This is a genomic window from Streptomyces marincola, from assembly GCF_020410765.1.
In the GTDB taxonomy this organism is placed as follows: Bacteria; Actinomycetota; Actinomycetes; order Streptomycetales; family Streptomycetaceae; genus Streptomyces; species Streptomyces marincola.
Genome location: NZ_CP084541.1, coordinates 1,237,415 through 1,263,569, shown reverse-complemented (window position 1 = coordinate 1,263,569; position 26,155 = coordinate 1,237,415). Strand labels below are relative to the sequence as shown.

Annotated in this window: 26 protein-coding genes; 18 read left to right on the top strand and 8 right to left on the bottom strand. The window is 74.7% G+C overall.

What is annotated here, in order from left to right:
* The first annotated feature begins 12 nt into the window (after positions 1-12).
* The 4 genes from qcrC (at position 13) to trpD (ending at position 4,817) form a co-directional block, all read left to right on the top strand.
* A complete protein-coding gene (qcrC, locus tag LC193_RS05395; RefSeq protein ID WP_226072041.1) occupies positions 13-822 on the top strand; it encodes a cytochrome bc1 complex diheme cytochrome c subunit in 810 nt (269 codons plus the stop codon).
* Complete coding sequence (gene qcrA, locus LC193_RS05390; protein ID WP_226072039.1) at positions 819-1,889, top strand: cytochrome bc1 complex Rieske iron-sulfur subunit; 1,071 nt, start codon at positions 819-821, stop codon at positions 1,887-1,889. Before qcrC ends, qcrA begins: the two co-directional genes overlap by 4 nt.
* The gene (gene qcrB, locus LC193_RS05385; RefSeq protein WP_226072038.1) at positions 1,886-3,529 is read left to right on the top strand and encodes a cytochrome bc1 complex cytochrome b subunit; all 1,644 of its coding nucleotides are present in this window, start codon (positions 1,886-1,888) and stop codon (positions 3,527-3,529) included. Before qcrA ends, qcrB begins: the two co-directional genes overlap by 4 nt.
* A 223-nt stretch (positions 3,530-3,752) precedes the next feature.
* Positions 3,753-4,817: an anthranilate phosphoribosyltransferase gene (trpD, locus tag LC193_RS05380; RefSeq protein WP_226072036.1), complete on the top strand. Its 1,065-nt coding sequence runs from the start codon at positions 3,753-3,755 to the stop codon at positions 4,815-4,817.
* A gap of 26 nt (positions 4,818-4,843) precedes the next feature.
* Here trpD and LC193_RS05375 read toward each other — a convergent pair whose 3' ends face one another.
* A complete protein-coding gene (locus tag LC193_RS05375; protein WP_086161053.1) occupies positions 4,844-5,125 on the bottom strand; it encodes an Lrp/AsnC family transcriptional regulator in 282 nt (93 codons plus the stop codon).
* 131 nt (positions 5,126-5,256) lie between these two features.
* Between LC193_RS05375 and LC193_RS05370 the strand changes: the two genes are divergently transcribed.
* The 4 genes from LC193_RS05370 to LC193_RS05355 all read left to right on the top strand — a co-directional run bounded on the left by LC193_RS05370 (position 5,257) and on the right by LC193_RS05355 (position 10,472).
* Complete coding sequence (locus LC193_RS05370) at positions 5,257-6,612, top strand: NYN domain-containing protein (RefSeq protein ID WP_226078489.1); 1,356 nt, start codon at positions 5,257-5,259, stop codon at positions 6,610-6,612.
* Positions 6,613-6,963: 351 nt separating this feature from the next.
* Complete coding sequence (locus tag LC193_RS05365; RefSeq protein ID WP_226072035.1) at positions 6,964-8,046, top strand: C40 family peptidase; 1,083 nt, start codon at positions 6,964-6,966, stop codon at positions 8,044-8,046.
* Between the two features lie 185 nt (positions 8,047-8,231).
* Complete coding sequence (locus LC193_RS05360) at positions 8,232-9,293, top strand: C40 family peptidase (RefSeq protein ID WP_226072033.1); 1,062 nt, start codon at positions 8,232-8,234, stop codon at positions 9,291-9,293.
* A gap of 24 nt (positions 9,294-9,317) precedes the next feature.
* Complete coding sequence (locus LC193_RS05355; protein WP_226072031.1) at positions 9,318-10,472, top strand: glycosyltransferase family 4 protein; 1,155 nt, start codon at positions 9,318-9,320, stop codon at positions 10,470-10,472.
* A gap of 22 nt (positions 10,473-10,494) precedes the next feature.
* Here the strand turns inward: LC193_RS05355 and LC193_RS05350 are convergent, their stop codons facing one another.
* Together LC193_RS05350 and LC193_RS05345 are read right to left on the bottom strand one after the other, a co-directional pair.
* Complete coding sequence (locus LC193_RS05350; RefSeq protein WP_226072029.1) at positions 10,495-10,998, bottom strand: GNAT family N-acetyltransferase; 504 nt, start codon at positions 10,996-10,998, stop codon at positions 10,495-10,497.
* Positions 10,999-11,080: 82 nt separating this feature from the next.
* Positions 11,081-11,536 carry a MarR family winged helix-turn-helix transcriptional regulator gene (locus LC193_RS05345; RefSeq protein ID WP_226072027.1) on the bottom strand — a complete coding sequence of 152 codons (456 nt, stop codon included), beginning with the start codon at positions 11,534-11,536 and terminating at the stop codon, positions 11,081-11,083.
* A gap of 90 nt (positions 11,537-11,626) precedes the next feature.
* Here LC193_RS05345 and LC193_RS05340 point away from each other — a divergent pair, with 90 nt between their 5' ends.
* Positions 11,627-12,094 carry a nuclear transport factor 2 family protein gene (locus LC193_RS05340; RefSeq protein WP_226072025.1) on the top strand — a complete coding sequence of 156 codons (468 nt, stop codon included), beginning with the start codon at positions 11,627-11,629 and terminating at the stop codon, positions 12,092-12,094.
* A 69-nt stretch (positions 12,095-12,163) separates the two neighbouring features.
* Here LC193_RS05340 and LC193_RS05335 read toward each other — a convergent pair whose 3' ends face one another.
* Positions 12,164-13,996 carry an AMP-dependent synthetase/ligase gene (locus LC193_RS05335; protein ID WP_226072021.1) on the bottom strand — a complete coding sequence of 611 codons (1,833 nt, stop codon included), beginning with the start codon at positions 13,994-13,996 and terminating at the stop codon, positions 12,164-12,166.
* Between the two features lie 135 nt (positions 13,997-14,131).
* Here LC193_RS05335 and LC193_RS05330 point away from each other — a divergent pair, with 135 nt between their 5' ends.
* From LC193_RS05330 to LC193_RS05310, 5 genes are all read left to right on the top strand, one after another.
* Complete coding sequence (locus LC193_RS05330; RefSeq protein ID WP_226072020.1) at positions 14,132-14,602, top strand: SRPBCC family protein; 471 nt, start codon at positions 14,132-14,134, stop codon at positions 14,600-14,602.
* A 5-nt stretch (positions 14,603-14,607) separates the two neighbouring features.
* On the top strand, positions 14,608-15,834 hold the full coding sequence (locus LC193_RS05325) for an ArsA family ATPase (RefSeq protein ID WP_226072019.1): 1,227 nt from the start codon (positions 14,608-14,610) through the stop codon (positions 15,832-15,834).
* A gap of 15 nt (positions 15,835-15,849) precedes the next feature.
* Positions 15,850-16,500 carry a DUF5304 family protein gene (locus LC193_RS05320; protein ID WP_226072018.1) on the top strand — a complete coding sequence of 217 codons (651 nt, stop codon included), beginning with the start codon at positions 15,850-15,852 and terminating at the stop codon, positions 16,498-16,500.
* A 251-nt stretch (positions 16,501-16,751) separates the two neighbouring features.
* Complete coding sequence (locus tag LC193_RS05315; RefSeq protein ID WP_226072016.1) at positions 16,752-17,693, top strand: ROK family glucokinase; 942 nt, start codon at positions 16,752-16,754, stop codon at positions 17,691-17,693.
* Positions 17,694-17,722: 29 nt separating this feature from the next.
* Entirely contained in the window at positions 17,723-18,436 is a 714-nt protein-coding gene (locus tag LC193_RS05310; RefSeq protein ID WP_318842128.1) for an endonuclease/exonuclease/phosphatase family protein, read from the top strand.
* A gap of 106 nt (positions 18,437-18,542) precedes the next feature.
* On the opposite strand, the gene LC193_RS05305 is transcribed toward LC193_RS05310, so the two are convergent.
* Positions 18,543-19,058: a hypothetical protein gene (locus LC193_RS05305; protein ID WP_226072014.1), complete on the bottom strand. Its 516-nt coding sequence runs from the start codon at positions 19,056-19,058 to the stop codon at positions 18,543-18,545.
* Entirely contained in the window at positions 19,045-19,815 is a 771-nt protein-coding gene (locus LC193_RS05300; protein ID WP_226072013.1) for an alpha/beta hydrolase, read from the bottom strand. Before LC193_RS05300 ends, LC193_RS05305 begins: the two co-directional genes overlap by 14 nt.
* A 134-nt stretch (positions 19,816-19,949) precedes the next feature.
* On the opposite strand from LC193_RS05300, the gene LC193_RS05295 reads away from it, so the two are divergent.
* The 3 genes from LC193_RS05295 (at position 19,950) to LC193_RS05285 (ending at position 22,534) form a co-directional block, all read left to right on the top strand.
* A complete protein-coding gene (locus LC193_RS05295; protein ID WP_226072011.1) occupies positions 19,950-20,648 on the top strand; it encodes a lysophospholipid acyltransferase family protein in 699 nt (232 codons plus the stop codon).
* Positions 20,649-20,723: 75 nt separating this feature from the next.
* Positions 20,724-21,878 carry a MacS family sensor histidine kinase gene (gene macS, locus LC193_RS05290; RefSeq protein ID WP_226072010.1) on the top strand — a complete coding sequence of 385 codons (1,155 nt, stop codon included), beginning with the start codon at positions 20,724-20,726 and terminating at the stop codon, positions 21,876-21,878.
* Positions 21,875-22,534 carry a response regulator gene (locus LC193_RS05285; RefSeq protein ID WP_226072009.1) on the top strand — a complete coding sequence of 220 codons (660 nt, stop codon included), beginning with the start codon at positions 21,875-21,877 and terminating at the stop codon, positions 22,532-22,534. Before macS ends, LC193_RS05285 begins: the two co-directional genes overlap by 4 nt.
* Before the next feature lie 23 nt (positions 22,535-22,557).
* On the opposite strand, the gene LC193_RS05280 is transcribed toward LC193_RS05285, so the two are convergent.
* A complete protein-coding gene (locus tag LC193_RS05280; protein ID WP_404819354.1) occupies positions 22,558-24,501 on the bottom strand; it encodes an anthranilate synthase family protein in 1,944 nt (647 codons plus the stop codon).
* Positions 24,502-24,607: 106 nt separating this feature from the next.
* Positions 24,608-24,664, bottom strand: coding sequence for a trp operon leader peptide (locus LC193_RS29150; RefSeq protein WP_107485992.1), 57 nt, complete (start codon positions 24,662-24,664; stop codon positions 24,608-24,610).
* A gap of 86 nt (positions 24,665-24,750) precedes the next feature.
* Here LC193_RS29150 and LC193_RS05270 point away from each other — a divergent pair, with 86 nt between their 5' ends.
* A complete protein-coding gene (locus LC193_RS05270; RefSeq protein WP_226072008.1) occupies positions 24,751-26,100 on the top strand; it encodes a class II 3-deoxy-7-phosphoheptulonate synthase in 1,350 nt (449 codons plus the stop codon).
* Positions 26,101-26,155 lie beyond the last annotated feature (55 nt).

Here is a 26,155-nt window from a genome sequence, read left to right as displayed (position 1 = left end):
CCGGGGTAATCCGTGAAAAAGCTCTCCGCACGACGGCGCCATCCGCTGGCGGCGCTCGTCGTCCTCCTCTTCGCGCTGGCGGCCACGGGGGGGCTGTACGCCGCGTTCACCCCCGCGGGTGAGGCCAAGGCCGACGCCTCGGCGCAGTCCCTGGCCATCGAGGAGGGCAAGAAGCTCTACGACGTTGGCTGCTCAAGCTGCCACGGCCGCGAGGGCGAGGGCGGCAGCGACGGCCCGAGCCTGGTGGGCGTCGGCGCCGCCGCCGTCGACTTCCAGGTCGGGACCGGCCGGATGCCGCTCCAGGCGCCAGGGCCGCAGGCCCCGGAGAAGCCCACCGCCTACACGCAGGCCGAGATCGACCAGCTGGCCGCGTACGTCGCCTCTCTCGGCCCCGGGCCCGCCGTGCCGGAGGAATCGAGCTACGACCCCTCGCAGGGCGATGCCGCGCGCGGTGGGGAGCTCTTCCGCACCAACTGCTCGCAGTGCCACAACTTCACCGGCCAGGGCGGCGCGCTGACGCACGGCAAGGAAGCGCCCGGCCTGGACGACGTCAACCCGCGGTACATCTACGAGGCCATGATCACCGGCCCGCAGGCCATGCCCTCCTTCCCGGACTCGACGCTGCCCGAGGACCAGAAGCAGGACATCATCGCGTGGCTGCACGCGGTCAACACCTCCGAGTCCCCGAACCCCGGCGGCTTCTCGCTCGGCGGCTTCGGCCCCGTCAGTGAGGGGCTGTTCGCCTGGACCTTCGGTATCGGCCTGCTGATCGCCACGGCCGTGTGGATCGGCGCCAGGACCGCAAAGGCCAGGAAGTCATGAGTAGCCACACCGACCACAGCGAAGCGCGCTCGGACGCGCCGGACGAACACCTGCCGGAAGGCCGCGGGAGCGGCGCCGTCTCGACCGCGGACGACCCGTTCGCGGACCCGGGACTGCCCCCCCACGAGCACCGCAGGCAGGACATCGACGAGCGGGCGGCCAAGCGTTCCGAACGCACCGTCGCCCTGCTGTTCACGCTCTCGATGCTCGCGACGGTGGGCTTCATCGTCTCGTACGTGGCGATCCCGATCGACGAGATCGTCTACATCTGGCCGTTCGGGCACGTCAGCGGGCTGAACTTCGCCCTCGGCCTGACCCTGGGCGCCGCCCTGTTCTGCATCGGCGCCGGCGTCGTCCACTGGGCCAGGACGCTGATGTCCGACGTCGAGGTCGCCGAGGAGCGGCACGGCGTCGAGGCGAAGCCCGAGGTCAAGGCGTTCGTCCTGGAGGAGTTCGCCAAGGGCGCCGAGGAGTCGCAGCTCGGCCGCAGGAAGCTCATCCGCGGCACGCTGTTCGGCGCGCTGGCCCTGGTGCCGCTCTCCGGCGTGGTGCTGCTGCGCGACCTCGGCCCGCTGCCGGGCAACAAGCTGCGCGTCAGCGCCTGGGAGGAGGGCTCGCTGATCATCAACGAGTCCACCATGCAGCCGCTGCGGCCCGAGGACATCACGGTGGGGTCCCTGACCCAGGCCATGCCCGAGGGGCTCGACCCGCACTCCCCGGACTTCAACACCGAGATCGCCAAGGCCGCGGTCATGCTGGTGCGGCTTGAGCCCGAGGACATCAAGGACGAGCGGTCCGCCGACTGGGGCCACGAGGGCATCCTGTGCTTCTCGAAGATCTGCACCCACATCGGCTGCCCCGCCACGCTCTACGAGCAGCAGACCCACCACGCGCTCTGCCCCTGCCACCAGTCGACGTTCGACCTCTCGGACGGCGCCCGGGTGCTGTTCGGCCCCGCGGGCCACCCGCTGCCGCAGCTGCGCATCACGGTGAACGACGAAGGCTTCCTCCAAGCGCTCGGCGACTTCGAGGAGCCCCCCGGCCCGAGCTTCTGGGAGCGCGGATGAGTACGGCCACGAAGTCCCCCACCCCGACGAAACGGGGCAAGGCACCCGCGGGCGAGAAGGTCGCCGACTGGGCCGACGGCAGGCTTGGCATCTACAGCCTGGCCAAGGCCAACATGCGCAAGATCTTCCCCGACCACTGGTCGTTCCTGCTGGGCGAGATCTGCCTCTACGCCTTCATCATCGTCATCCTGACCGGCGTCTACCTGACCCTGTTCTTCGTCCCCAGCATGGGCGAGATCGAGTACGACGGGTCGTACGTGCCGATGCAGGGCGTGGTCATGACCGAGGCGTACGCCTCGACGCTCGACATCAGCTTCGACGTGCGCGGCGGCCTGCTGGTCCGGCAGATCCACCACTGGTCGGCGCTGATCTTCGTCGTCGCGATCATGTTCCACATGATGCGGGTGTTCTTCAACGGCTCCTTCCGCAAGCCGCGCGAGGTCAACTGGCTGTTCGGCTGGACCCTGTTCCTGCTCGCGGTCTTCACCGGCCTCACCGGCTACTCGCTGCCCGACGACCTGCTCTCCGGCACCGGTGTCCGCTTCGCCGAGGGCGCCATCCTGGCCGTGCCCGTGGTCGGCACCTACCTCCAGATGTTCCTGTTCGGCGGGGAGTTCCCCGGACACGCCATCATCCCGAGGTTCTTCGTCATCCACGTCCTGCTGCTGCCCGGCATCATGCTGGGCCTGGTCGTGGCGCACCTGATCCTGGTGATCTACCACAAGCACACCCACTACGCGGGCCCCGGCCGCACCAACGACAACGTGGTCGGCATGCCGTTCCTGCCCGTCTACATGGCGAAGGCCGGCGGCTTCTTCTTCCTGGTCTTCGGTGTCATCGCGGCCATCGCGGCGACCGTGACGATCAACCCCGTATGGGTGCTGGGGCCATATCGACCCGACCAAGTGTCGACCAACGCGCAACCGGACTGGTATCTCGGCTTCTCCGAGGGTCTGGTGCGCATGATGCCCGGCTGGGAGTGGGTGATCCCGGGCGGCTACACGCTGAACTTCGGGCTCCTCGTCCCGCTCGCGGTCTTCCCGCTGATGCTGGTCCTCATCGCGGTCTACCCGTTCTTCGAGGCCTGGGTCACGAAGGACAACCGCGAGCACCACATCGCGCAGCGGCCGAGGAACGCGCCGACCAGGACCGGCCTCGGCGTGGCCTGGCTGACCGCGTACTTCGTCACCCTGGTGGCGGGCGGCAACGACGTGTGGGCGGTCAACTTCAACCTGTCCATCAACGCCATCACCTGGTTCTGCCGGATCGGCTTCTTCGTCCTGCCGGTGCTGACCTTCCTCGCCACCCGGCGCATCTGCCTCGGCCTCCAGCGCCGCGACCGCGAGAAGGTGCTGCACGGCCGCGAGACCGGCATCATCAAGCGGCTGCCGCACGGCGAGTTCATCGAGGTGCACGAGCCGCTGTCGGCCGAGGAGCGCTACACCCTCACCGCGCACGAGCAGGCCAAGCCGGCCGAGCTCGGCCCGGCCACGGACGAGAACGGCGTCCGGCGCAAGGTGAGTCCGCTGGAGCGGCTGCGGGTCAGGATCAACCGCGGCTACTTCGGGGAGAACGCGCAGATCGCGAAGCCGACCGCCGAGGAGTACAAGGCCATCACCAGCGGCCACGGTCACCACTGAGGCGCCGGGCGCCGGGGCACGCCCCCGGCGCCGGGCCCTCACCTGAAGGGGCCGTTGCCCCCCGCCCGTGCGGGCGGGGGGCAACGGCCCCTTCCGCGCGCCCTCGCGCGCTTCCGCTCGCGCCTGTCGCGGGCGTCCGCAGTACGGGCATGCTGTCCGCGGCGCACCGCGCCACCGCTAGGCTCGGGCCGGACCGTCAGCCGACTCGCCAGGAGTGATTCCCATGAGCGTTGTGACCCCCGCCGGAGGCGACCCCGCGGCGGCACACACCTGGCCCGACGTGCTGAGTACGCTGCTCGCCGGCCAGGACCTCACGCCCGACGAGGCGGCCTGGGCGATGGACCGCATCATGAGCGGCGAGGCCACCGACGTGCAGATCGCCGGCTTCGCGGTGGCGCTGCGCGCCAAGGGCGAGACGGTCGGGGAGGTCACGGGACTGGTGCGGGCCATGTACCGGCACGCCCATCTCATCGAGGTGCCGGGCCCCGCGGTCGACATCGTCGGCACCGGCGGCGACCGGGCCAGGACGGTCAACATCTCGACGATGTCCGCGATCGTCGTGGCCGGCACCGGCGCGACGGTCGTCAAGCACGGCAACCGCGCCGCGTCCAGCGCGAGCGGCGCCTCGGACGTGCTGGGCGAGCTGGGCGTGAACCTCGACCTGGAGCCGCGGCGGGTCGCGGAGGTCGCGGTCGAGGCCGGCATCAGCTTCTGCTTCGCGGTCACCTTCCACCCCGCCCTGCGGCACGCGGGCCTGGCCAGGAAGGAGCTCGGCATCCCGACCACGTTCAACTTCCTCGGCCCGCTGACGAACCCGGCCCGCGTCCCCGCGCAGGCCACCGGTGTCGCGGACCGGCGGATGGCGCCGATCGTGGCGGGCGTCCTGGCGGAACGGGGCACCTCCGCGCTCGTCTTCCGCGGCGACGACGGTCTTGACGAGCTGACCGTCACCTCTACGTCCACGGTGTGGATCGTGCAGGACGGCAAGGTCACCGAGCAGTCCTTCGATCCGCGGGACGTCGGCCTCTCACTGGCCCCGGTCGAGGCCCTGCGCGGCGCCGACGCCGCCTACAACGCGGATGTCGCCCGCAGGCTCCTCGACGGCGAGACAGGACCCGTGCGGGACGCGGTCCTGCTCAACTCGGCTGCTGCCCTGGCCGCGCTCGACCCGAGGGACGCGCCGCTCACCGACCGGATCGCCGAGGGGATGGCGCGCGCGGCCGAGTCCATCGACTCGGGCGCCGCGGGGGAGACGCTCAGGCGCTGGGTCGCCGCCACCCACAGGTAGGCCCGCCGCGGCACGGCGGGGGGCGTTCAGGCGTCGAGGCCGATGGCGAACGCGGCTTCCAGGTCGTGCCGCGAGTAGGTCCTGAAGGCGATGTGGGTCTCGGTCGACTCGACGCCCGGAACCTTGCTGATGCGGCCGGGGATCACTTCCGCGAGATCGTCGTGGCTGTGCACGCGGACCATGGCGATGAGGTCGTGGGGGCCGGTCACCGAGTAGACCTCGCTGACCCCTTCGAGCGCCGCGATCTGCTCCGCGACCTCCGGGACGCGGTCCACACTGGTCTTGATGAGCACGATCGAAGTGATCACGGCTGGGGCCTCTTCCTTGCGGCGGACGCGGTACGCAGGGCTCACCATAGCCCGGTACGTGGGCCGTGACGGCTACCAGGCCGTAGGGTGAACGTCGACGACGACCGGGCCTACGGATGGTGTGAACGGTGGTGGACTCCACGGAGGGCGAGCAGGAGACGGGGCGGTCCGAGCCGGACGAGACGCTCGACCGTCCCCTGCCGGACCGGGTCCGGCACCGCGTCATCGCACTCGCCGGTGACGCGTTCGGTGCCCTGACCCTCGCGGAACTGCCCCCCGCACTCCGGCAGTACGCGCGGTTCACGCCCTCCCGGCGGGTGAAGTTCGGCGGCACCGCCATGGCCACCGCGCTGGAGGACGACGCCGTCTTCCGCCAGCGCGTGGCCGCGCGGCTGCGCGCCGTGGAACCCGAACTGGCCGAGGCGGTGGAACGCGGCACGCCGCCGCCCGCGGCCGACCCGGCCGACGTGGCCGCTGCCGCCTTCCTGCTGCGCCCCTCGGGCTGGGCCAAGCTGGTGGCCGCCGCGAGCGAGGAGGCGCAGCGCGCGCAGTCCGAGCAGCGGGAACGCGAGCGCGAGCGGGAACTGGCCAGGCTGCGCGAGGAACTGGACCAGGCGCGCGCCGGCGCGCGCGCCGAGGGCGAGCGCCTGCGCACGGAACTTGAGGCGGCGCGCAAGGAGAACGACGCGGTGCACCGCAAGCTCCGCAGCGCGCTGGCCGACGTGCGGCGCGGCGAGGCGGCGCTGCGCAAGCTGCGGGCCGAGTCGGAGGCCGCCCGCGCCGAGGCGACCGCGGCCAGGGCCGCCGCCGAGGGCGAGGCCCGGCGGCTGCGGGCCCGGCTGAGCGAGGCGGAGTCGGCCCTGGAGTCCAGCCGCAAGGCGGTCCGCGAGGGGCGGGGCATCGAGGACATGCGGCTGCGGCTGCTGCTCGACACCGTCCTCGACGCGGCCCAGGGCATCCGGCGCGAACTGGCCCTGCCACCGACGGAGCTGAAGCCCGCCCAGACCGTCGAGGCCATCGAGCCCGGCGGGATGTCGCCGCAGGACATCGCGCACCGCGCGCTGGCCGAGGACGACCCCGCGCTGCTCGACCAACTGCTCGCGCTGCCCCAGGCCCACCTGGTGGTGGACGGCTACAACGTGACGAAGACGGGCTACCCGGCGCTGCCCCTTGAGCGGCAGCGGCTGCGGCTGATGCGGGGCCTCGCGGTGCTCGCGGCGCAGACCGGGGCCGAGATGACGTGCGTCTTCGACGGCGCCGAGCTGACCGCGCCGGTGCTGCTCAGCCCGCCGCGCGGGGTGCGCGTGCTGTTCAGCAAGCCCCGGCAGACCGCGGACGAGCTGATCCGGCGGCTGGTACGGGCCGAACCGCCGGGGCGGCCCGTGGTGGTGGTCTCCGCCGACCGCGAGGTCGCCGACGGGGTGGCGAGGGCCGGGGCCCGCCCGGTGTCCGCGACCCTGCTGCTGAGGCGGCTCGACCGCACGTGACCCGTTCCGCCGGCGACGCCTCCCGCCCGCGCCGCCGGCGTTCCGGTGGGTACGGGCCGATCCGGCGGGATGCGGGCGGATTGCCCGCGGTTCGCGCCCCTGGTCCGGTCGGTCCCCCCTCGTCCGCCACCCAGGGTGCCGTGGCGGTCGCGGCCCGTGTGAGGTAAGTAAAAAATCGCCGGGGGGATTTGAAGGAACGAATCCGACCTCGCTAAGGTCGGGCGTCGAACCTCCGCGCGGTAGACCATCCACCAGGGATGTCCGCGGGGGAACCGCCGATTCCGCGCCGCGCGGAGCCGGGGCCAGGCCCCCACACCCGGCAGGCGGCTGAGGAAGAAGGAGCTCGCCCCAGTGGCGTCCCACCGTCGTCCCAAGCAGCCGAGCCGGGCCCGTGTCACCTTTTTCGGCGCCACCGCGGTCGCGACCGTCGCGCTGTCCTCGCAGACGGCGCAGGCCGACCCCGCCCCCTCCGTCCAGGATGTGCAGGAGGAGGTCGACCGGCTGTACCAGGAGGCGGAGGCCGCCACCGAGGAGTACAACGGCGCCAAGGAGCGCGAGGAGGAACTCCAGGCCGAGGTCGAGGAGTTGCAGGACTCCACCGCGCGCGGCCAGGAGGAGCTGAACGAGCTGCGCAGCACGCTCGGCTCCGTCGCCTCCGCCCAGTACCGCAACGGCGGGCTCGACCCGTCGCTGCAACTGTTCCTCTCCTCGGACCCGGACGCCTACCTCGACCAGGCCTCCACGCTCGACCAGGTCAGCGGCAAGCAGGCCGAGACGCTGCGGCTCATCGAGGAGCGGCAGCGCACCCTCGACCAGCAGCGCCAGGAGGCCACCGACCGGCTCGCGGAGCTTGAGGAGCTGCGCGGCGAGCTGGGGGACCAGAAGGACACCATCCAGGGCAAGCTCAACGACGCCCAGTCGCTGCTCAACACCCTCACCGAGGAGGAGCGGCAGCGCATCGCCGACGAGGAGGCCGCGGCGGCGGCCGAGGCCGAGGCGCGGGCCAACAGGGACGCCTCCTCGCGCTCGGGCGGGGCGGGGGCCGGCGGTGGCGGCGGCACCGTCGAGAGCGCCGGCATCGGCACCTCCTACGGTCTCACCGCGCTGAACGCCGCGGCGACCAAGATCGGCGCGCCCTACGTGTGGAGCGCCACCGGTCCCGACGCGTTCGACTGCTCGGGCCTGACCACCTGGGCGTTCGGCCAGGCCGGCGTCTCGCTGCCCCGCACCTCGCAGGCGCAGGCCGGGATGGGCCCGGCGTTGAGCCAGAGTCAACTCGCGCCCGGCGACCTCGTGTTCTTCTACAGCGACCTGCACCACGTCGGCATCTACGCAGGCAACGGGCAGATCATCCACGCGCCGCGGCCCGGCGCCAGCGTCGAGTACCTCTCCATCAACGCGATGCCGTTCCAGTACGGCGTCCGCGTCGGCTGACCCGGGCGGTCCGAACCTGCGCCAACCAGGTGATCCGGGGTCAACGCGCGCCGTCGCGCGCCCCGGGTGACCTGCGGTTGTGCGTTCCGTCCGGGCGCGCGGGCGGCCGTCATCCGTCAACTCCCACTGCCTCGCCGCTACATTCTGCTGCGCTCAGGTCCCCACCGAAGGGAGCGCGGCCCGCAGTGGTTTCCCAACGACGCAACGTGCCCGCCTGTCCGAGACGGGTGGCCAAGGCCACCGTGCTGTCCGCCGCCGCCACCGCGGCGGCCGTCATGAGCGCCGTGCCGGTGCTCGCGGAACCCGGCGCACCCCCCGCCGACAGCGCCGCCGCGGCGCGCGAGGTGGATCGTCTCTTCGCCGAGGTCGAGCGGGCCGTGGACCGGTACAACGGCACCGCGGAGCGGGTCGACGCGCTGCGGGACGTGCTCGAACGACGGCAGGGCCGGGTCGCCAGGAGCCAGGAGGCCGTCAACGCCAAACGGCGCGCGCTGGGTTCCGCCGCCGCCGCCGAGTACCGGGTGGGCGGCTTCGAACCGACGCTGACGCTGATGCTCTCCGACAGCCCCGAGACCTACCTGGACCGCGCCGCGGTGTTCGACCGGCTCGGCACGCGGCGCGCGGCCGAACTGCGCGACCTGCTCGCCGCCCAGCGCGTGCTCGACCAGCGCCGCGAGGAGGCCGAGGAGCAGCTCGCGGAACTCACCGAGGAGCAGGCCCGCCTCGCCCGCGACAAGCGCGCCGTGCAGACGAGGCTGGCCGCCGCGCGCCGCTTGTACGAGCGCCTCGACGACGCGGAACGCGCCGCCAGGGAACGGGCCGACCGCGCCGCGGAGCGCCGTTCCCCCGGCGCGGACGCCGAGACGCGCGCCGCCGCCCCGGCGCCCGCGAGCGCCGTTTCGTCCCGGGCCGCCGCCGCGGTGGCCGCGGCCCGCGGCGCGGTCGGCCTGCCCTACGGCTGGGGGCAGGCAGGGCCCGACGCGTTCGACTGCTCGGGGCTCATCCAGTGGGCCTGGGGCCGCGCGGGCGTCGCGCTGCCGCGCACCTCCCAGGCGCAGGCGGGCGCGGGCCGCAGGGTGGCGCTGTCCCAGGCCCGGCCGGGCGACATCGTCGTCTACCGCGCGGACGCGAGCCACGTGGCCATGTACGTGGGCGGCGGGCAGATGGTGCACGCCCCCTACCCGGGCGCGCGGGTGCGCTACGAGGCGGTCGACGTCATGCCGGTCTCCTCCGTCGTCCGCCCCTGACCGGGCTCGGTATCGTCTCACCCGATGCGTAAGACGTTGATCGTGACGAACGACTTCCCCCCGCGCCCCGGAGGCATCCAGGCGTTCCTGCACAACATGGCGACGCGCCTCGACCCGCAGCGCGTGGTCGTCTACGCCTCCTCGTGGCAGCGGAGCGGCGAGAAGGCGCGCGAGATGGCCGAGTTCGACGCGGCGCAGCCGTTCCCCGTGGTGCGCGACCGCACCACCGTGCTGCTGCCGACCCGGCGGGCCACCCGGCGCGCCGCCGCGCTGCTGCGGGCGCACGGCTGCACCGCCGTGTGGTTCGGCGCCGCCGCGCCGCTCGGGCTGATGGCCCCCGCCCTGCGGGCCGCGGGCGCCGAGCGCCTGGTGGCGACCACGCACGGGCACGAGGCCGGGTGGGCGCAACTGCCCGGGGCGCGCACGCTGTTGCGGCGCATCGGCGAGTCCGTCGACACCGTGACCTACCTCGGCGAGTACACCCGCGGCCGTATCGCCCGCGCGCTCACGCCAGAAGCGGCCGGTCGGATGGCGCAACTGCCGCCCGGTGTCGACGAGAAGACCTTCCACCCGGGCTCGGGCGGCGACGCGGTGCGCGCCGCGCTCGGCCTCACGGACCGCCCCGTGGTGGTGTGCGTCTCCCGGCTGGTGCCGCGCAAGGGCCAGGACACGTTGATCCGGGCCCTGCCGCACGTCCTCGCCGCGCACCCGGAGACGGTGCTGCTGATCGTGGGCGGCGGCCCGTACCGGGCCGATCTGGAGAAGCTGGCGGCGGGCCTGGGCGTCAGCGAGGCCGTGCGGTTCACGGGCGAGGTGCCGTGGGAGGAACTGCCCGCGCACTTCGGCGCGGGCGACGTGTTCGCGATGCCCTGCCGCACCCGGCGCGGCGGCCTCGACGTGGAAGGGCTCGGCATCGTCTACCTGGAGGCGTCGGCGACCGGCCTGCCGGTCGTCGCGGGGGATTCCGGCGGGGCCCCCGACGCGGTGCTCGACGGGGAGACCGGGTGGGTCGTGCGCGGCGCGGGGGAGGGGGCGCCGGCGGAGACCGCGGAGCGGATCTCGACCCTGCTCGGGGACGCGGAGCTGCGCCGCCGCATGGGCGAACGCGGCCGGGCCTGGGTCGAGGAGCGCTGGCGCTGGGACCTGCTGGTGCAACGGCTGCGCGCGCTGCTCGACTGAGCGCGGGGCGGCCCAGGACACCTCAGCCCCGCCCCGCCGCCGCGCCGGGGGCCCCTGAGCCGTCGGCGGCGGTCGCGGGCAGCTCCATCAGCACGTGCTCGCTCCCCCCGTACCTGACGGTCCCGACGCGCGAGAAGCCGTGCTTCTCCAGCAGCCGCAGCGATCCGGTGTTCCCCGCGAAGGGGTCGGCGTACAGCGGGCGGGTGGTCTCGCGGGCCAGGAAGAGCGCGAGCGCCCGGGTGCCGACGCCCCGGCCCCAGTACCGCCTGCCCAACCAGTACCCGAGGAAGCGCCGCTCCTCCTGCCACCAGGCCACCACGTTGCCCGCCAACTCCCCGTCGACGGTGACGGCCTGGACGAGCACGGTCGGGTCGCCGAGCACCCGCGTCCTCCAGTGCGCCATGAAGGCGTCGCGCTCCCGGGGCGGGAAGTCGGCCCGCCGCGCCGCCTCCGGGTCCTGCTCCTGCGCGAAGAACACCTCCACGTCGCCCGGCTCGACGTCCCTCAGACCCACTCGCTCGCTCATGCGACGGAAGTCTGCCACCGCCCACTGACACAGAACCGGCCGCGCGGCGGCCGGGCCCGTCGGCACGCGGGCCCCCGCGCGGTCAGTGCGCGCGGCCGTGGTGCTCGACGAGACGGGTGAGCAGGCCGGTCAGGGCGTGCCGGTCGGCCGCGGGCAGCGGGGCCAGGAATTCGTCCTGCGCGGCGGCGAGCAGCCGGTCGAGGTGGGCGAGCCGGTCGCGGCCCGCCGCCGTGATGCTGATGACGTTGCGCCGGCGGTCCCGCGGGTCGGGCGCGCGGTCGAGCAGGTGCCGTTCGGCGAGGTCGTTGACGGTCGCCACCACGTCGCTGCGGTCGATGCCGGTGCGGAGCCCGAGGGCGGCCTGGCTGGCCGGGCCGTACTCCTCAAGCGCGGCGAGCAGGGCGTAGTGGTAGCGCCGGGAGTCGGCCCCCGCGAGCGCCCGGTCCACGATCCGGTTGGCGGCCAGTGCCGCCTGGTTGGTCAGCCTGCTCGGCAGCGTGCGCAGGCGCTGCGGCGGCGTTGTGTGCTCGGTGTCCACGGAGGCACGGTAGCAATTCGTTGGCCGCGCCCACGAACGCGTGTATGGTTGGCCGCGCCAATGTTGGTCGATCCAATGAAAGGGAGACTCATGGATGACGCCGACCGCCACCAGCTCACCGACCTCGTGTCCCGCCTCGGACGCTGCCTGGACCAGAAGCGTTTCGGCGACCTGCGCGCCGTCTTCGTCGAGGACGCCTCGGTCGCCACGGCCGGCGGCACGGTCCTGGGAATCGACGCCATCGTCGAGAAGGCGCGCGCGGCCCGCCCGGCGGACGTCATGACCCAGAGCTTCGCCACCAACCCCCTGATCGAGGTGGACGGCGGGACGGCCACGATCACCGCCAACCTGCTCGTGGCCTTCGTCGGCCGGCCGGAGGGGCGCGGGCGGCTGTTCGCCGAGCGCTACCACCTGGCCGCCGCCCGCACTCCGCGCGGATGGCGCGTCTCCCGGGTGGACGGCGTCCCCCTGTGGGAGGCGGCGCTGCCCGAGGTCACCCGGTTCGACGCGGACGCCTCGCGAACGGGCGCACAGGCCGCGGCGGTTCCGGGTACGTGAGCGGGCCCGCGCGTCCCGGCGCCGGACACGGCCCGCGCGGCGTTCCGCGACGTCCCCGACCCCGCGCGGTCAGTGCGGGCGGCCCGCGCCGTTCCGCGTGTCCCGGTCGTAGAGCGCGTCGATCTCGGCCGCGAAGTCCCGGGCCACCACGTGCCGTTTCAGCTTCAGCGACGGCGTCAGGTGCCCGGACTCCTCGGTGAACTGGCCAGGCAGCACCCGGAACGCGCGGACCGACTCGGCGCGCGAGACCGCCGCGTTGCCCTGGTCGACCGCCTCCTGGACGGCCGCGAGCAGCCGCGGATGGCGCAGCAGCTCCTCCGGCGGCAGGCCGCCGAGGCCCTCGCCCTCCGCCCAGCCGCTCAGGAACGCGTCGTCCAGCGTGATCAGCGCCCCCACGAACGGCCGGCCCTCGCCCACCACCATGCACTCGGCGATCAGGGCGTGCGCGCGCACCCGGTCCTCGATGACCGCGGGCGCGACGTTCTTGCCGCCCGCCGTCACCAGGATCTCCTTCTTGCGCCCGGTGATGCTCAGGTAGCCGTCCTCGTCCAGCGCCCCGAGATCCCCGGTGCGGAACCACCCGTCCACCATCGCCGCGGCGCCCGCGGCCTCGTCGTTCAGGTAGCGCGTGAACAGGTGCTCGCCGCGCACCAGCACCTCGCCGTCGTCCGCGATGCGCACGGAGGTGCCCGGCAGAGGGCGGCCCACGGTGCCGATGCGCGGCGCGTCCCACGGGTTGAACGCCGTCGGCGCGCACGTCTCGGTCAGCCCGTAGCCCTCAAGCACGGTGAACCCGATGCCCCGGTAGAAGTGGCCGAGGCGCGCGCCCAGCGCGGCGCCGCCGGAGATCGCGTGCGTGGCGCGCCCGCCGAGCGCGGCGCGCAGCCGCCGGTACACCAGGCGGTCGAAGATCCGGTGCCGCAGCCGCAGCGGCCACGAGGGCCCGGCCGCGGTGTCGAGCGCGCGGCTGTACGCCACGGCCGTGTCGGCGGCCCGGTCGAAGATCCGGCCCTTGCCGCCCGCACGGGCCTTGGCCCGGGCCGCGTTGTAGACCTTCTCGAAGACCCGCGGCACGCCCAGCACGATCGTCGGCCGGAACGACGCCAGGTCGTCGGTCAGCCTGCCGACGTCCCCGACGTGGCCGAGCCGGATCGGCGCGAGCGCCGCGGCGACCTGGACCATGCGCGCGAAGACGTGCGCGAGCGGCAGGAACAGCAGCACGGAGCTGTGGCCCGTGCGGAACAGCGGCCCGAGCGCGGCGACGACGTTCCCGCAGACCGTGAGGAACGCCCGGTGGGTCAGCACGCAGCCCTTGGGCCGGCCCGTGGTGCCCGAGGTGTAGATCACGGTGGCGGGGGAGTCGGGCGTCAGCGTCGCCGTCGCCGCGCGCAGGTCCTCGTCGGGCACGTCCGCGCCCGCCGCGGTGAGCAGGCCCACCGCCTCCTCGCCCGGCGCGTCGAGGCACCACACGTGGTCGAGCGCCGGCAGCTCCTCGCGCACCGACGCGACGGCCGCCCGGTGCTCGGGCGTCTCCACGACGACGGCGACCGCGCCGGAGTCCGAGAGGTTCCAGGCGATCTGCTCGGCCGAGCTGGTCTCGTACACCGGCACGGTCACCGCGCCGACCGTCCAGATCGCGAAGTCGACCAGGGACCACTCGTACCGGGTGCGCGACATCAGCCCCACGCGGTCGCCCGGCGCGATCCCGGCCCGCAGCAGCCCCTTGGCCACGGCCTCGACCTCGGCGTGGAACCGCCGCGCGGTCACGTCGGCCCACCCCTCGCCGCCGTCGCGCGCGTACACCGCGACGTCCCCGTGCCGCTCGGCGTTCGCCGCCAGCAGCCCGGGCAGATGGCCGTCGGCGGGTACCTGGTACCGGGCCGGAAGGCTGAACTCCTGCACCACTGCTCCTCGTCTGTCGCGTTCCGGACCCTTCACGCAGCCTACTGCCCGAACTCCCGTGGCCCCGCCCCCACCGGCGCGCGATAGCCTTCCCACGACGGACGCCGGCGGAGAGCAGCGCGAGGAGCCACGGCCATGGCCGAACACACCAGGTCGAGCATCACCATCGAGGCCAGCCCGGCCGATGTCATGGCGGTGATCGCCGACTTCGGCCGCTACCCCGAGTGGACCGGTGAGGTCAAGGAGGCGGAGGTGCTCGGCACCGACGCCCGGGGCAGGGCCGAGCAGGTCAGGCTGCTCCTCGACGCCGGGGCGATCAAGGACGAGCACACCCTGGCCTATACCTGGCAGGGCGAGGAACAGGTCAGCTGGTCGCTGGTGAAGTCCCGCATGCTGCGCTCCCTGGACGGCTCCTACCGCTTGGTGCCGACGGCCGGCGGGCAGCGGACCGAGGTCACCTACCAGCTCACCGTCGATGTGAAGATCCCCATGCTGGGCACGATCAAGCGCAAGGCCGAGAAGGTCATCATCGATCGGGCGCTCGACGGCCTCAAGAGGCGCGTGGAGAACGGCCCGGGCGCCACCGCGCGCGGCGCCGAGGGCTGACGGAGGTGGACGCGCCGGCCACGCTGTTCGTCACCGGGCCCGGCGGGGACGGCGCCACCACCGTCGCCGCCGCCACCGCCCTGGCCGCCGCCCGCGCCGGCCGGCCGGCCCTGCTGCTCAGCCCCGCGCCGCCCGCCCGCCTGGCCGCGCTGCTCGGCGCCGTTCCCCCGACCCTGGACGACTCCCCGCCCGAGATCGAGCCCGGGCTGACCGCGGCACGCGTCGACCCGGCCGCCGCGTTCCGCGCCGGAGTGCTGGCCGCGCAGCGGCGCGCGGGCCCCCTGCTCGACGTGCTGGGCGCCACGCCGCTGGACGACGACGAGCTGACGGACCTGCCGGGCGCGGCCGAGGCGGCCCTGCTCACCGCGCTCCACGCGGCGCACGCCCCCGGCGCGGACCGGCTCGTCGTGCTCGACCTGCCCGCGGTCACGGACGCCGTGCGGCTGCTCGCGCTGCCCGGCCGGCTCCGGCGCTACCTGCGCCGGCTGCTGCCGCGGGAGCGGCGCACCGCCCGCGCGCTGCACCCGCTGCTCGCCCAGCTCGCCGGGGTGCCGATGCCCGTGGCCGGGCTGTTCGGCGCCGCGGACGGCTGGGACGCCGGGCTCGCCGCCGTCGAACGCCTGGTCCAGGGCCCGGGCGCGGCCGTGCGGCTCGTGCTCGACCCCACCGAACGTTCGGCGGGCCTGGCCGCCGCCGCGCGGGCCGGCCTCGCGCTGCACGGGATCGCGGTGGAGTCCGTCGTCGCCAACCGACTGGCCCCCGCCGGGCCTTCCGGCACCTGGCCCGCCGCGCTCGCCGAGCGGCAGGAGGCCGTGCTCGGCGGCCTCCTGCGCGCGACAGGGCTGCCGGAGGCGCACCGGGTGCCGCACCTGGGCGCGGGCCCCGGGCGCGCCGACCTGCCGGACCTGGGAGTCCCGCCGCCCGGGCCGCCGCGGCGGAGCGAGCCCGTGCTCGACGACCGGCTGGCCACCGAGGGGCTGCTGGTGTGGCGGCTGCCGCTGCCCGGCGCCACCCGCGACACCCTGGGACTCGTGCGCCGGGGCGACGAACTCATCGTCACCACGGGACCGTTCCGCCGCGCCCTGCCGCTGCCCGCCGCGCTGCGCCGCTGCACCGTCACGGGGGCCGCGCTCGGCGACGACGGCGAACTCGCCGTGCGCTTCGCGCCCGACCCCGAGCACTGGCCGGCGGGGGAGGGCGGGACCGGCGGTGGCACCGGCGCGCCGGGGTAGTCTCGAAGGAGGCGCATGTCCCAGGAGGCCGCGATGAGCAACCCGAGCGAGCACCCCGCAGCAGACCCGGCGGAACCGGGCCCTGGCCGCGCCGCGGACGCGGGGCCCGCGGGCCAGGGGCCGGACCCGGACGCCTGGGCCACGGCGTGCGAGGAGGATCTGGCCGCCGAGCGGGCCAGGCGGCGCGAGCGGTACGGAGCGCCGCCCGGTGACGCGGCGGACGAACTGCGCAAGCTGGCCGATGCCGTGACCGAGCGGCTCGGGCACCTCGGCGCCGCCCTCGGCGGGGCCCTCGGCCCCGCGGCGGGGCTGGCCGCGGGCCCGCTCGCGGAACGGGCGAGGGCCGCGGTGGAGCCGGTGATCGAGCGCAACGCCGACGTGATCCAGCACTTGGCGGGCGCGGGGCAGGAACTGCTGGCCGCCTACCGGTCCGCCGTCATGAAGCAGGAGCAGCGCTGGGCGCGGCCGTCGGGTGCCGCGACCGAGGGGTCCGGGGCGCGTTCCGGAGCCGCGGCGGACGATGCGGGGGCCCGTTCCGGTGGCGCCGCGGACCCGGAGCGGCCCGGCGGGCAGGACGGACCCGGGGCCGGGGAGAAAGCGGCGGAGCGGGACGATCCGGACGGGCCCGCGGGGTCGGGCGGCTCCCAGCGCATCGACCTGGACTGAAGCCGGGGCGGCGACGGGGGCAGTCGGGCACGCCTCCCTCCGGTACCGTGGTGCCGGGGAACCACTACCTGACATCACTTGAGGGACCAGTCACTCCACCCCCTTGGGCGCGAGGGGGACTTCACCCGGCCGCGTCGGCCTCCGGAGCGGCCCGGCCTGTCCTGTGCCCGAAAGGGGGCCGGGGCGCGGTCGCGGTGCGGCCTCGTCGCGCGCGGGTGGCCGGGGTGCGCGGTCCATGCGAAGGAGATCTGATGGGACTGACCATCGGCGTCGATATCGGTGGCACGAAGATCGCGGCCGGCCTGGTCGACGAGGCCGGAACCATCCTCGACACCTGTCAGGTGGCGACCCCGCCCTCCCCGGAGGGCGTCATCGAGGCCATCGCCGACGCGATCAAGGCGGTGGGCGAGGGCACCTCGGCCGAGGCGGTCGGCATCGGCGCCGCGGGTTACGTCGACGACAAGCGCGCCACCGTGCTCTTCGCGCCGAACATCGCCTGGCGGCACGAGGCGCTCAAGGACAAGATCGAGCAGCGCGTGAGCCTGTCCGTCGTCGTGGAGAACGACGCGAACGCCGCCGCCTGGGGCGAGTACCGCTTCGGCGCCGGCACGGGACACGACGACGTCGTGGTCATCACCCTCGGCACCGGCCTCGGCGGCGGCATCATCATCGGCGGCCGGCTGCACCGCGGCAGGTTCGGGGTCGCCGGCGAGTTCGGCCACCTGCGGGTCGTGCCCGACGGGCTGCTGTGCGGCTGCGGCAGCCAGGGCTGCTGGGAGCAGTACGCCTCGGGGCGGGCGCTGGTCCGGTACGCCAGGCAGCGCGCCACCGCGACCCCCGAGGCCGCGAAGATCCTGCTCGCCGAGGGCGACGGCACCCCCGAGGGCATCGAGGGCCGGCACGTCAGCTCGGCCGCGAGGCAGGGCGACCCGGTCGCCATCGACTCCTTCCGCGAGCTGGCCCGCTGGGCCGGCGCGGGACTCGCCGACCTGGCCTCGCTGTTCGACCCGTCCGCGTTCATCGTCGGCGGCGGCGTCTCGGACGAGGGCGACCTGGTGCTCGACCCGATCCGCAAGTCGTTCCGCCGCTGGCTCGTCGGCAGCAGGTACCGGCCGCACGCCCAGGTGCTCGCCGCCCGGCTCGGCGGCAGGGCCGGCCTGGTGGGCGCCGCCGACCTCGCCCGCCAGGGCTGACGGCGCGCGGGCCGGCCCTGGCCGTGGAGGTGCGGCTGCTCAGCTACAACGTCCGCTCGCTGCGCGACGACCGCGCGGCGCTCGGCCGCGTCGTCCGCGGCTGCGCCCCCGATGTGCTGTGCGTCCAGGAGGCGCCGCGGTTCTTCGGCTGGCGGTCCGCCGCGGCCCGCCTGGCCCGGGAGACGGGCCTGCTGTACGTGACCGGCGGCGCGCCGTCCTGCGGCACGATGATCCTCGCTGCGCCGCGCCTGGCGGTCGAGCACGCCGAGGACGTGACGCTGCCGCTCACCCCGGGGCTGCACCGCCGCGGCCTGGCCACCGCGGTGCTGCGGGCCGCGGGCGGGCCGCGGTTCACCGTGGTCAGCTGCCACCTGAGCCTGGACGCGGCCGAGCGCGCCCGGCAGGCCGGTGCGCTGCTCGACCGGCTCGCGGCGCTGTCCGCGCGGGGCGGGCCCGCGGGGATCGTGGCCGGAGACCTCAACGAGGTGCCGGGCGGGCGGGCGTTCCGGCTGCTGACCGGGCCGTTGCGCGACGCGTGGCGCGAGGCGCCCGAGGGGGGCGGCGACACGTTCCCCTCGCGCCGCCCGGCCCGCCGCATCGACGCCGTGCTGTGCACGCCGGCCGTGCGCGTCCTCGGCTGCGGCGTGCCCGCCCGGCCGCAGGGGACGGAGCCGGGGGACCTGGCGCGGGCGACGGACCACCTGCCGCTCCTCGCACGGCTGAGCGTGCCCGCGCCGGGGTGACGCGTCGGGCCGCCGTCACCTGGAGGAGTGAACGGCCGCCGCGGCCGGGACCGCCTGCGGGCCGCCGCGCGCCCCCGGGCCCCGAGGGCTGACGCGGAGTGGGGTGTCAGACGACGGCTCCGTTGCCCGGGTCGGTCCAGTCGTCGTCGTGGCCGTCCCGCATGCGGGACACCAGGGTGGCGAAGCCGCCGAGGAACCCGCCGATGCCCAGGGTGACGACCCACCAGCTCATGTCGCGCTGGAGCAGCGTCGTGCCGACGAGCAGCAGAGGGCCGCCGATGACCGCGAGCCAGGCCAGTTTGGTGGACAGGTCGGTCTCCGGCAGCGGCGGCGGCTCGGGCGGGACGAAGTGGTCCTCCTCCTCGTCCTCGGCCGCCTCCCAGTCCCGCGGGCCGGGCGGCGCGTCGCCCGCCGGCGGTTCCGCCACGTGCACGCGGTCGGCGCCGTCGGCCGCCGCGTCCTTCCCGTCGGTCTCCGCGGGCGGCGTCGCCGAGGACGCCGGGGGCCACATGCCGGGCGGGTCGGCGGGCTCTTCGCCGTAGCCGGCGACGATCTCGGCCCACGCGGCTTCCTCGTCGATCGGGTCGCGGCCGTCACCGCGCTCCTGGTCACGTTCCGTCACGGGCTGTCTTCCTTGTCGCGAGCCGGCTGATGAAGGCGTCCGTCTCTTGAAAGATACGCTCCGCGTCGCGGTCAAGGGTGGCCACGTGAAAGCTGAATTCGAGCACATGCTCGGTGACGTCCGTGGCCGACACGGCGGCCCGCACGAGGGCCGAGTCCGAGGCGGGCACGACGTGGTCGACGCGGCTGCGCAGCAGCAGGACGGGCTGGGTGACCTGCGGCAGTTCCTCGCGCACCCGGGCGAACAGCGCGCGCAGCGAGTACGCCGCGTGCAGCGGCACCCGGTCGTACCCGACCTCCGCCACCCCCTCCCTGGCGATGTCCGAGATCAGACCCCGGGTGGTCGGCACCACGTGCCGCAGGACGGGCAGGGCGCGGCCCTGGAGCCTGGGGAACGTGACGGCCGGGTTCACCGCGACCACCCCGCGTACCGCCGCCCCGCGGCGGGCGGCGAGGCGCAGCGCCAGCGCGGCCCCCATCGACAGGCCGCCGACGAACACGTGCTCGCACCGGTCGGTCAGCTCCCGCAGCGCCCGGTCGACGGCCGCGTACCAGTCCTGCCACCCGGTGCGTTGCAGATCCTGCCAGCGCGTGCCGTGCCCGGGCAGCAGCGGAAGGGACACCGTGAGCCCCCGGTCCGCGAGGTGCTCGGCCCAGGGCCGCAGGGACTGCGGGGAGCCGGTGAAGCCGTGGCACAGCAGCACGCCTGTCGCCGACCCCTCGTGCGAGAAGGGCTCGGCCCCGGGAAGAAGCAGCATCGGCTCGACTCCGTTCCTCTTCTCGGAAACGGCTGCCACCCTACGCGGGCCCCTCCTCGGCGCGCCATGCGCGGCCGTTGCCCAGTAAGGTCGGGCCAGGCGGACAGAAGGGCGAACGGGTGCTTTACGGGGCGATGAAGGTGTCGGTGGGGGCGGGTCTCAAGCTGGCGTTCCGGCCCTGGGTCGAGGGGAAGGAGCACGTGCCGGCCGAGGGGCCCGCGATCCTGGCGAGCAATCACCTGTCGTTCTCGGACTCCTTCTTCCTGCCGGCCGTGCTCGACCGCAAGGTCACGTTCATCGCGAAGGCCGAGTACTTCACCTCGCCCGGCGTGAAGGGGCGGCTGACGGCCGCGTTCTTCAAGGGCGTCGGGCAGCTGCCGGTGGACCGCTCGGGCGCGAGGGGAGCCGGCGAGGCGGCGATACGCAGCGGCATAGCCGTGCTGGAGCGCGGGGAGCTGTTCGGCATCTACCCCGAGGGCACCAGGTCGCCGGACGGGCGGCTGTACCGCGGCAAACCGGGGGGACTGGCCAGGGTGGCCCTGGCCACCGGGGCCCCCGTGCTGCCGGTCGCCATGATCGACACCGAGAAGATCCAGCCGCCGGGCAAGGTCGTGCCCAAGCTGATGCGGCCCGGCATCCGGATCGGCGAGCCCCTCGACTTCCGCAGGTACCAGGGGATGGAGGGGGACCGTTTCATCCTCCGCTCGCTGACCGACGAGGTGATGTACGCCATCATGAAGCTGTCCGGCCAGGAGTACGTCGACGTGTACGCCACCGCCGCCAAGCGGGCCCTGGCGGAGAAGCAGAAGGAAGCCCGCAGGAGCGGCGACTGAGACCGCCGCGCGGGCGGCCCCGGTGCCGGGGCCCGGCGGGCGCCGGTCCTGGACGGGGAGGGAACGGGGGAGCGCATGGCCGGGGGACCGGCGATATCCGTGGAAACGCCGCTGTGGCGCGCGCTGTCCGGGTACCGGCTGCTGTCGGCGGGCTACGCGTGGCTGCTGTTCCTGACCGCGTACGGCGCGTACGACCGGGCCTGGGTCGGCGCCGCCTACCTCGGGGTGCTGCTGCTGTGGACGCTGGTGACGTTCCGCGCCGTCTCGTCCGCCGAGCGCTGCCCGCCGCGCTTCCTCGCCGCCGACCTCGTGCTGGGCGTCGCGGGCGTGCTGCTGAGCCCGGTGGCCGACCCGGGGGACGCGGTCGCTCCCACGCTGCCCTCGATCTGGGTCGCGGGCTCGGTGCTCGCCGTCTCGCTCAAGGGCGGGTGGCGCTGGGGCCTGGTCGCGTCGGTGCTGGTCGGGGCCGCGAACCTCGTCGAGGACGGCGAGTTCTCCGGCGTCACGGTGCAGAACGCGGTCCTCGTGTGCGTCGCGGCCATCACCATCGGCTACGTCGTCGAGGTGGCGCGGGCCAGTGAACGCACCCTGGCGAAGGCGCTGCGCATCGAGGCGGCCACGAGGGAACGGGAGCGGCTGGCGCGCGACATCCACGACAGCGTCCTCCAGGTGCTCGCGATGGTGCAGCGCCGCGGCGCCGCCATCGGCGGCGAGGCCGCCGAGCTCGGCCGGCTGGCCGGCGAGCAGGAGCGGGCGCTGCGCGCCCTGGTCAGCGCGGAGCCGGCGCCGGGCACGGCCGGCGGGGACACGGATCTGCGGGCGGTCCTGGCGGGCGCGGCAGGCGCGGACGAACGCGTCACCTACGCGGGCCCGGGCGAGCCGGTGACGCTGCCGGCGCCGGTCGCGACGGAGCTCGCCGCGGCCGTGGCGGCGGCGCTGGACAACGTGCGCAGGCACGCGGGCGAGGCGGCGAGCGCCTGGATCCTGCTGGAGGACGAGCCGGACGAGGTGCTGGTGACGGTGCGCGACGACGGCCGCGGCATTCCCGAGGGGCGCCTGGCGGCGGCGGAGGCGGAGGGCCGGCTCGGCGCCGCGCTCTCCATCCGCGGCCGGCTGCGCGACCTGGGCGGTGACGCGGAGTGGGTGTCCCTGCCCGGGCAGGGCACGGAGGTGGAACTGCGGCTGCCGAAGCGGCCCGGCGGAAGAGACGGAGGGAGCGGCGGAACATGAGCGAGAAGCCGTTGACCGTGATGGTCGTCGACGACCATCCCATGTGGCGGGACGCGGTCGCCCGCGACCTGGGTGCGGCGGGCTGCGAGGTGGTGGCCACCGCGGGCGACGGCCCGCAGGCGGTGCGCAGGGCACGGGCGGCCAGGCCCGACGTGCTCGTGCTCGACCTCAACCTGCCGGGCCTGCCGGGCGCCGAGGTGTGCCGGCAGCTCGCGGGGGACGTCAAGGTGCTGGTGCTCTCGGCCAGCGGCGAGCAGGAGGACGTGCTCGAAGCGGTGAAGGCGGGCGCGACCGGCTACCTGGTGAAGTCGGCGAGCGCCGAGGAGCTGGTCGCCGCGGTGTGGCGCACGGCGGACGGCGACGCGGTCTTCACGCCGGGGCTCGCGGGCCTGGTGCTCGGCGAGTTCCGGCGGCTGGCCACGGCCTCGGCGCCGGGCACGGCGGACGAGGCGGACGTGCCGCGCCTGACCGGGCGCGAGACGGAGGTGCTGCGGCTGGTCGCCAAGGGGCTGACGTACCGGCAGATCGCGGACCGGCTGGTCATCTCCCACCGCACGGTGCAGAACCACGTGCAGAACACCCTCGGCAAGCTCCAGCTGCACAACCGGGCCGAGCTGGTGCGGTACGCCATCGAGAGCGGCCTCGACGCGGAGTGACCCGGCGGGCGGGCGGCGCGGGGTCAGGTGCCCGTCGGCGCGCGGGGCGCGACGGGGGCGGGGGCCAGCAGGTCAGCCGCGATGCGGGGGCCGTTCAGGGTCAGCACCGACTCGGGGTGGAACTGCACGCCGCGGAACCCGGGCCCGCGCAGCGCGTGCACCTCGCCGGTCGCCGCGTCCCTGGCCACCTCGATGCCGCGGCCGGCCAGTTCGGTGGCCGCGTCGTCGTCGCAGCGGGCCGCCCACGAGTTGTAGAACCCGACGGTCTCCGCGCGGCCGAAGAGGTCGACGCGCTCCTGCGCTCCCTGCCGCGGCCGTTCCTTGCGCACGACGGGCAGGCCGAGTTCCGCGGCGATCAGCTCGTGGCCCAGGCAGAGCCCCACCACCGGGTGCGGGTGGCGGCCGAGCAGCGCGGCGGTCAGCGCGCGCAGCCGCCGCATCTTCGGGTCGGCCGCGTCGTTCGGGTTGCCGGGGCCGGGCCCGAGCACCACGGGACCCGGGTGCCGGCGCGCCAGGACGCACGCGCCCGGCGCGTCGTGGCGCACCACACGGACCCGCGCGCCGGTGGCGCGCAGCAGGTGCGCGAGCATCGAGGTGAACGTGTCCTCGCCGTCGACCACCAGCACCTCGCGCGCCGCGGGCCCGGCCTCGGCGGGTTCCCGCATGCGGAGCCAGAACGGGGCGAGCGCGGTCCTGCGGTGCGCGAGCGCCGCCCGCACCCGGGGGTCGGCGGCAAGGCGCGGGCTACTCGGCGCGCGCGCCGGCGCGGCCGGGCGCACGCCGAGCGCGGAGAGCACGGCCGCGGCCTTGGCGTGCGTCTCGGCCACCTCGCCCTCGGGGCGCGAGCCGCGCACGAGTGTCGCGCCGACCGGGACGCGGAGCGTGCCGTCCCGGGCGTCGATGTCGGCGGTCCTGATGAGGATGGGCGAGTCGAGGGTCTGCGCCCCCGAGGCGTCCCGGCCGATCAGCGCGAGCGCGCCGGCGTAGTAGCCGCGCCCGCCGCGCTCGTGGCGGCGGATGACGCGGCAGGCGTTCTCCACGGGGCTGCCGGTGACGGTGGCGGCGAACATCGTCTCGCGCAGCACCTCCCGCACGTCGAGGGACGTCCGCCCGCGCAGCTCGTACTCGGTGTGCGCGAGGTGCGCCATCTCCCGCAGCCGGGGGCCGACGACCAGGCCGCCGCGGTCACCGACGGCGCACATCATCTTCAGCTCCTCGTCGACGACCATGGACAGCTCCTCGGTCTCCTTGCGGTCGGCGAGGAACGCCAGCAGGCCCTCGGGGTCGGGGCCGTCCTCGGGATAGCGGTAGGTGCCCGAGATCGGGTTCATCACCACCGTTCCGCCGGCCATCCGCACGTGCGCCTCCGGGCTGGCCCCCACGAGCACGCGGCGTCCTGTGTGCACCACGAAGGTCCAGTAGGCGCCGCGTTCGCCGGTCAGCAGGCGGCGGAACAGGGCGAGCGCGTCCCGCGCGGAGAAGCCGTCGACGCGGCCGGTGAAGGTCCGGCGGATGACGAAGTTCGCGCCCTGCCCGGTGCCGATCTCCTCGCGCAGCACCGCGCCGACGGTGTCCGCGTAGGCGTCGTCACCGACGTCGAAGCCGCCGTCACGGACGGCGACCTCGTGGCGCGGCAGCGCGTCGAGGACGTCGCGCAGGGGCAGGCGCGCGGTCAGTTCCGGCACGAGCACCGAGAGCGGCGTGCCGTCGTCGGCCGCGGCGAAGCCGCGCTCCGCGATCTGCCGGAACGGCACGAGGGCCAGGGCCCCCGAGGCGGGCAGCGGCAGGTCGGCGAGCCGGGCGAGGTCGGTCACCGGCCCGCTCAGGGCCTCGATGACGGCGGGGTCGGCGCCCGGGGCCCCGCGGTGCAGGAGGGCGAACGGGGTGCCGCCGGCCGCGAACGAGGCGAGCACGGCGGCGGTGTCCGCGTCCGCGGGCGGCGTGGTGTGCGGGGTGAGATCGGTCACGGGACGGGTTCCCTTCCGGGAATCGGGAGGGACGGGCCCGCGAACGCGCCGAAGGCCGCCCCTCGGGCGGCCTTCGTGGCGCTGGCGCCAGTGCGATGACGCGCAGTCAGTGGGCCGCCGGATGAGCGGTCCACCACCAGGTGCGGGTGTGCTGCGCGAACATGCGGGCACTATACGCGAAGCCTTGACCGGCGTCTCACTCCTCGATCAGGGCGGCCCGTGCGGTTGCCGACCCCGTAACCTGGAGCGGTGACCGTGAACGCTGACAGCAGCACTTCCATCGCCACCTCATGGCGGGACCTGCCCGCGGCGCAGCAGCCCGACTACCCGGACCTAGAGGCTCTGCGCGCTGTGACCACGGATCTAGAGACCTATCCGCCACTCGTCTTCGCCGGCGAGTGCGACCAGCTGCGCGCCCAGGTGGGCGCGGTCGCCAGGGGCGAGGCGTTCCTGCTCCAGGGCGGGGACTGCGCCGAGGCGTTCGACCAGGTGAGCGCCGACCAGATCAGGGCGAAGCTGAAGACGCTCCTCCAGATGAGCGCGGTGCTCACCTACGCCGCCGCGGTTCCCGTCGTGAAGGTGGGGCGCATCGCGGGGCAGTACTCCAAGCCGCGTTCGAAGCCGACGGAGACCCGGGACGGCGTCACGCTGCCCAGCTACCGGGGCGACTCGGTGAACGGCCCCGAGTTCACGGCCGAGGCCCGGGTGCCCGACCCGGAGCGGCTGCGGCGGATGTACCACGCCTCCGCCTCCACCCTGAACCTGGTGCGCGGCTTCACTACCGGTGGGTACGCGGACCTGCGGCAGGTGCACGCCTGGAACCAGGACTTCGTGCGCACCTCGGCCTCCGGGCAGCGCTACGAGGCGCTGGCCCGCGAGATCGACAACGCGCTCAACTTCATGAAGGCGTGCGGAGCCGACCCGGCGGAGTTCCACTCGGTGGAGTTCTACGCCTCGCACGAGGCGCTGCTGCTCGACTACGAGGCGGCCCTGACGCGTGTCGACTCCCGCAGCGGGGCGCTGTACGACGTCTCGGGACACATGGTGTGGATCGGGGAGCGGACGCGGCAGCTGGACGGCGCGCACATCGCGTTCGCTGCCAACATCCGCAACCCCATCGGGGTCAAGCTGGGGCCGACGACGACGCCGGACGAGGCCCTGGCGCTCATCGACCGGCTGGACCCGGAGCGTGAGCCCGGCCGGCTGACGTTCATCACGCGGATGGGCGCCGACAAGATCCGCGACCGGCTGCCGGCGCTGGTGGAGCGCGTCACCGCTTCGGGCGCGCAGGTGGCCTGGGTGTGCGACCCGATGCACGGCAACACCTTCGAGGCGGCCTCCGGGCACAAGACACGCCGTTTCGACGACGTGCTCGACGAGGTCAAGGGCTTCTTCGAGGTGCACAAGGGCCTCGGCACCCACCCGGGCGGCATCCACGTGGAGCTGACCGGCGACGACGTCACCGAGTGCGTCGGCGGCGGCGACGAGATCTTCGTGCACGACCTGCACCAGCGCTACGAGACGGCGTGCGACCCGCGGCTCAACCGCAGCCAGTCGCTCGACCTGGCGTTCCTGGTGGCCGAGATGTACCGCGGCTGACGGCGGGCCCGCGCGAGCCCCGGGGGTGGCCCGAGCCACAGCCCGGGGCTCTGTC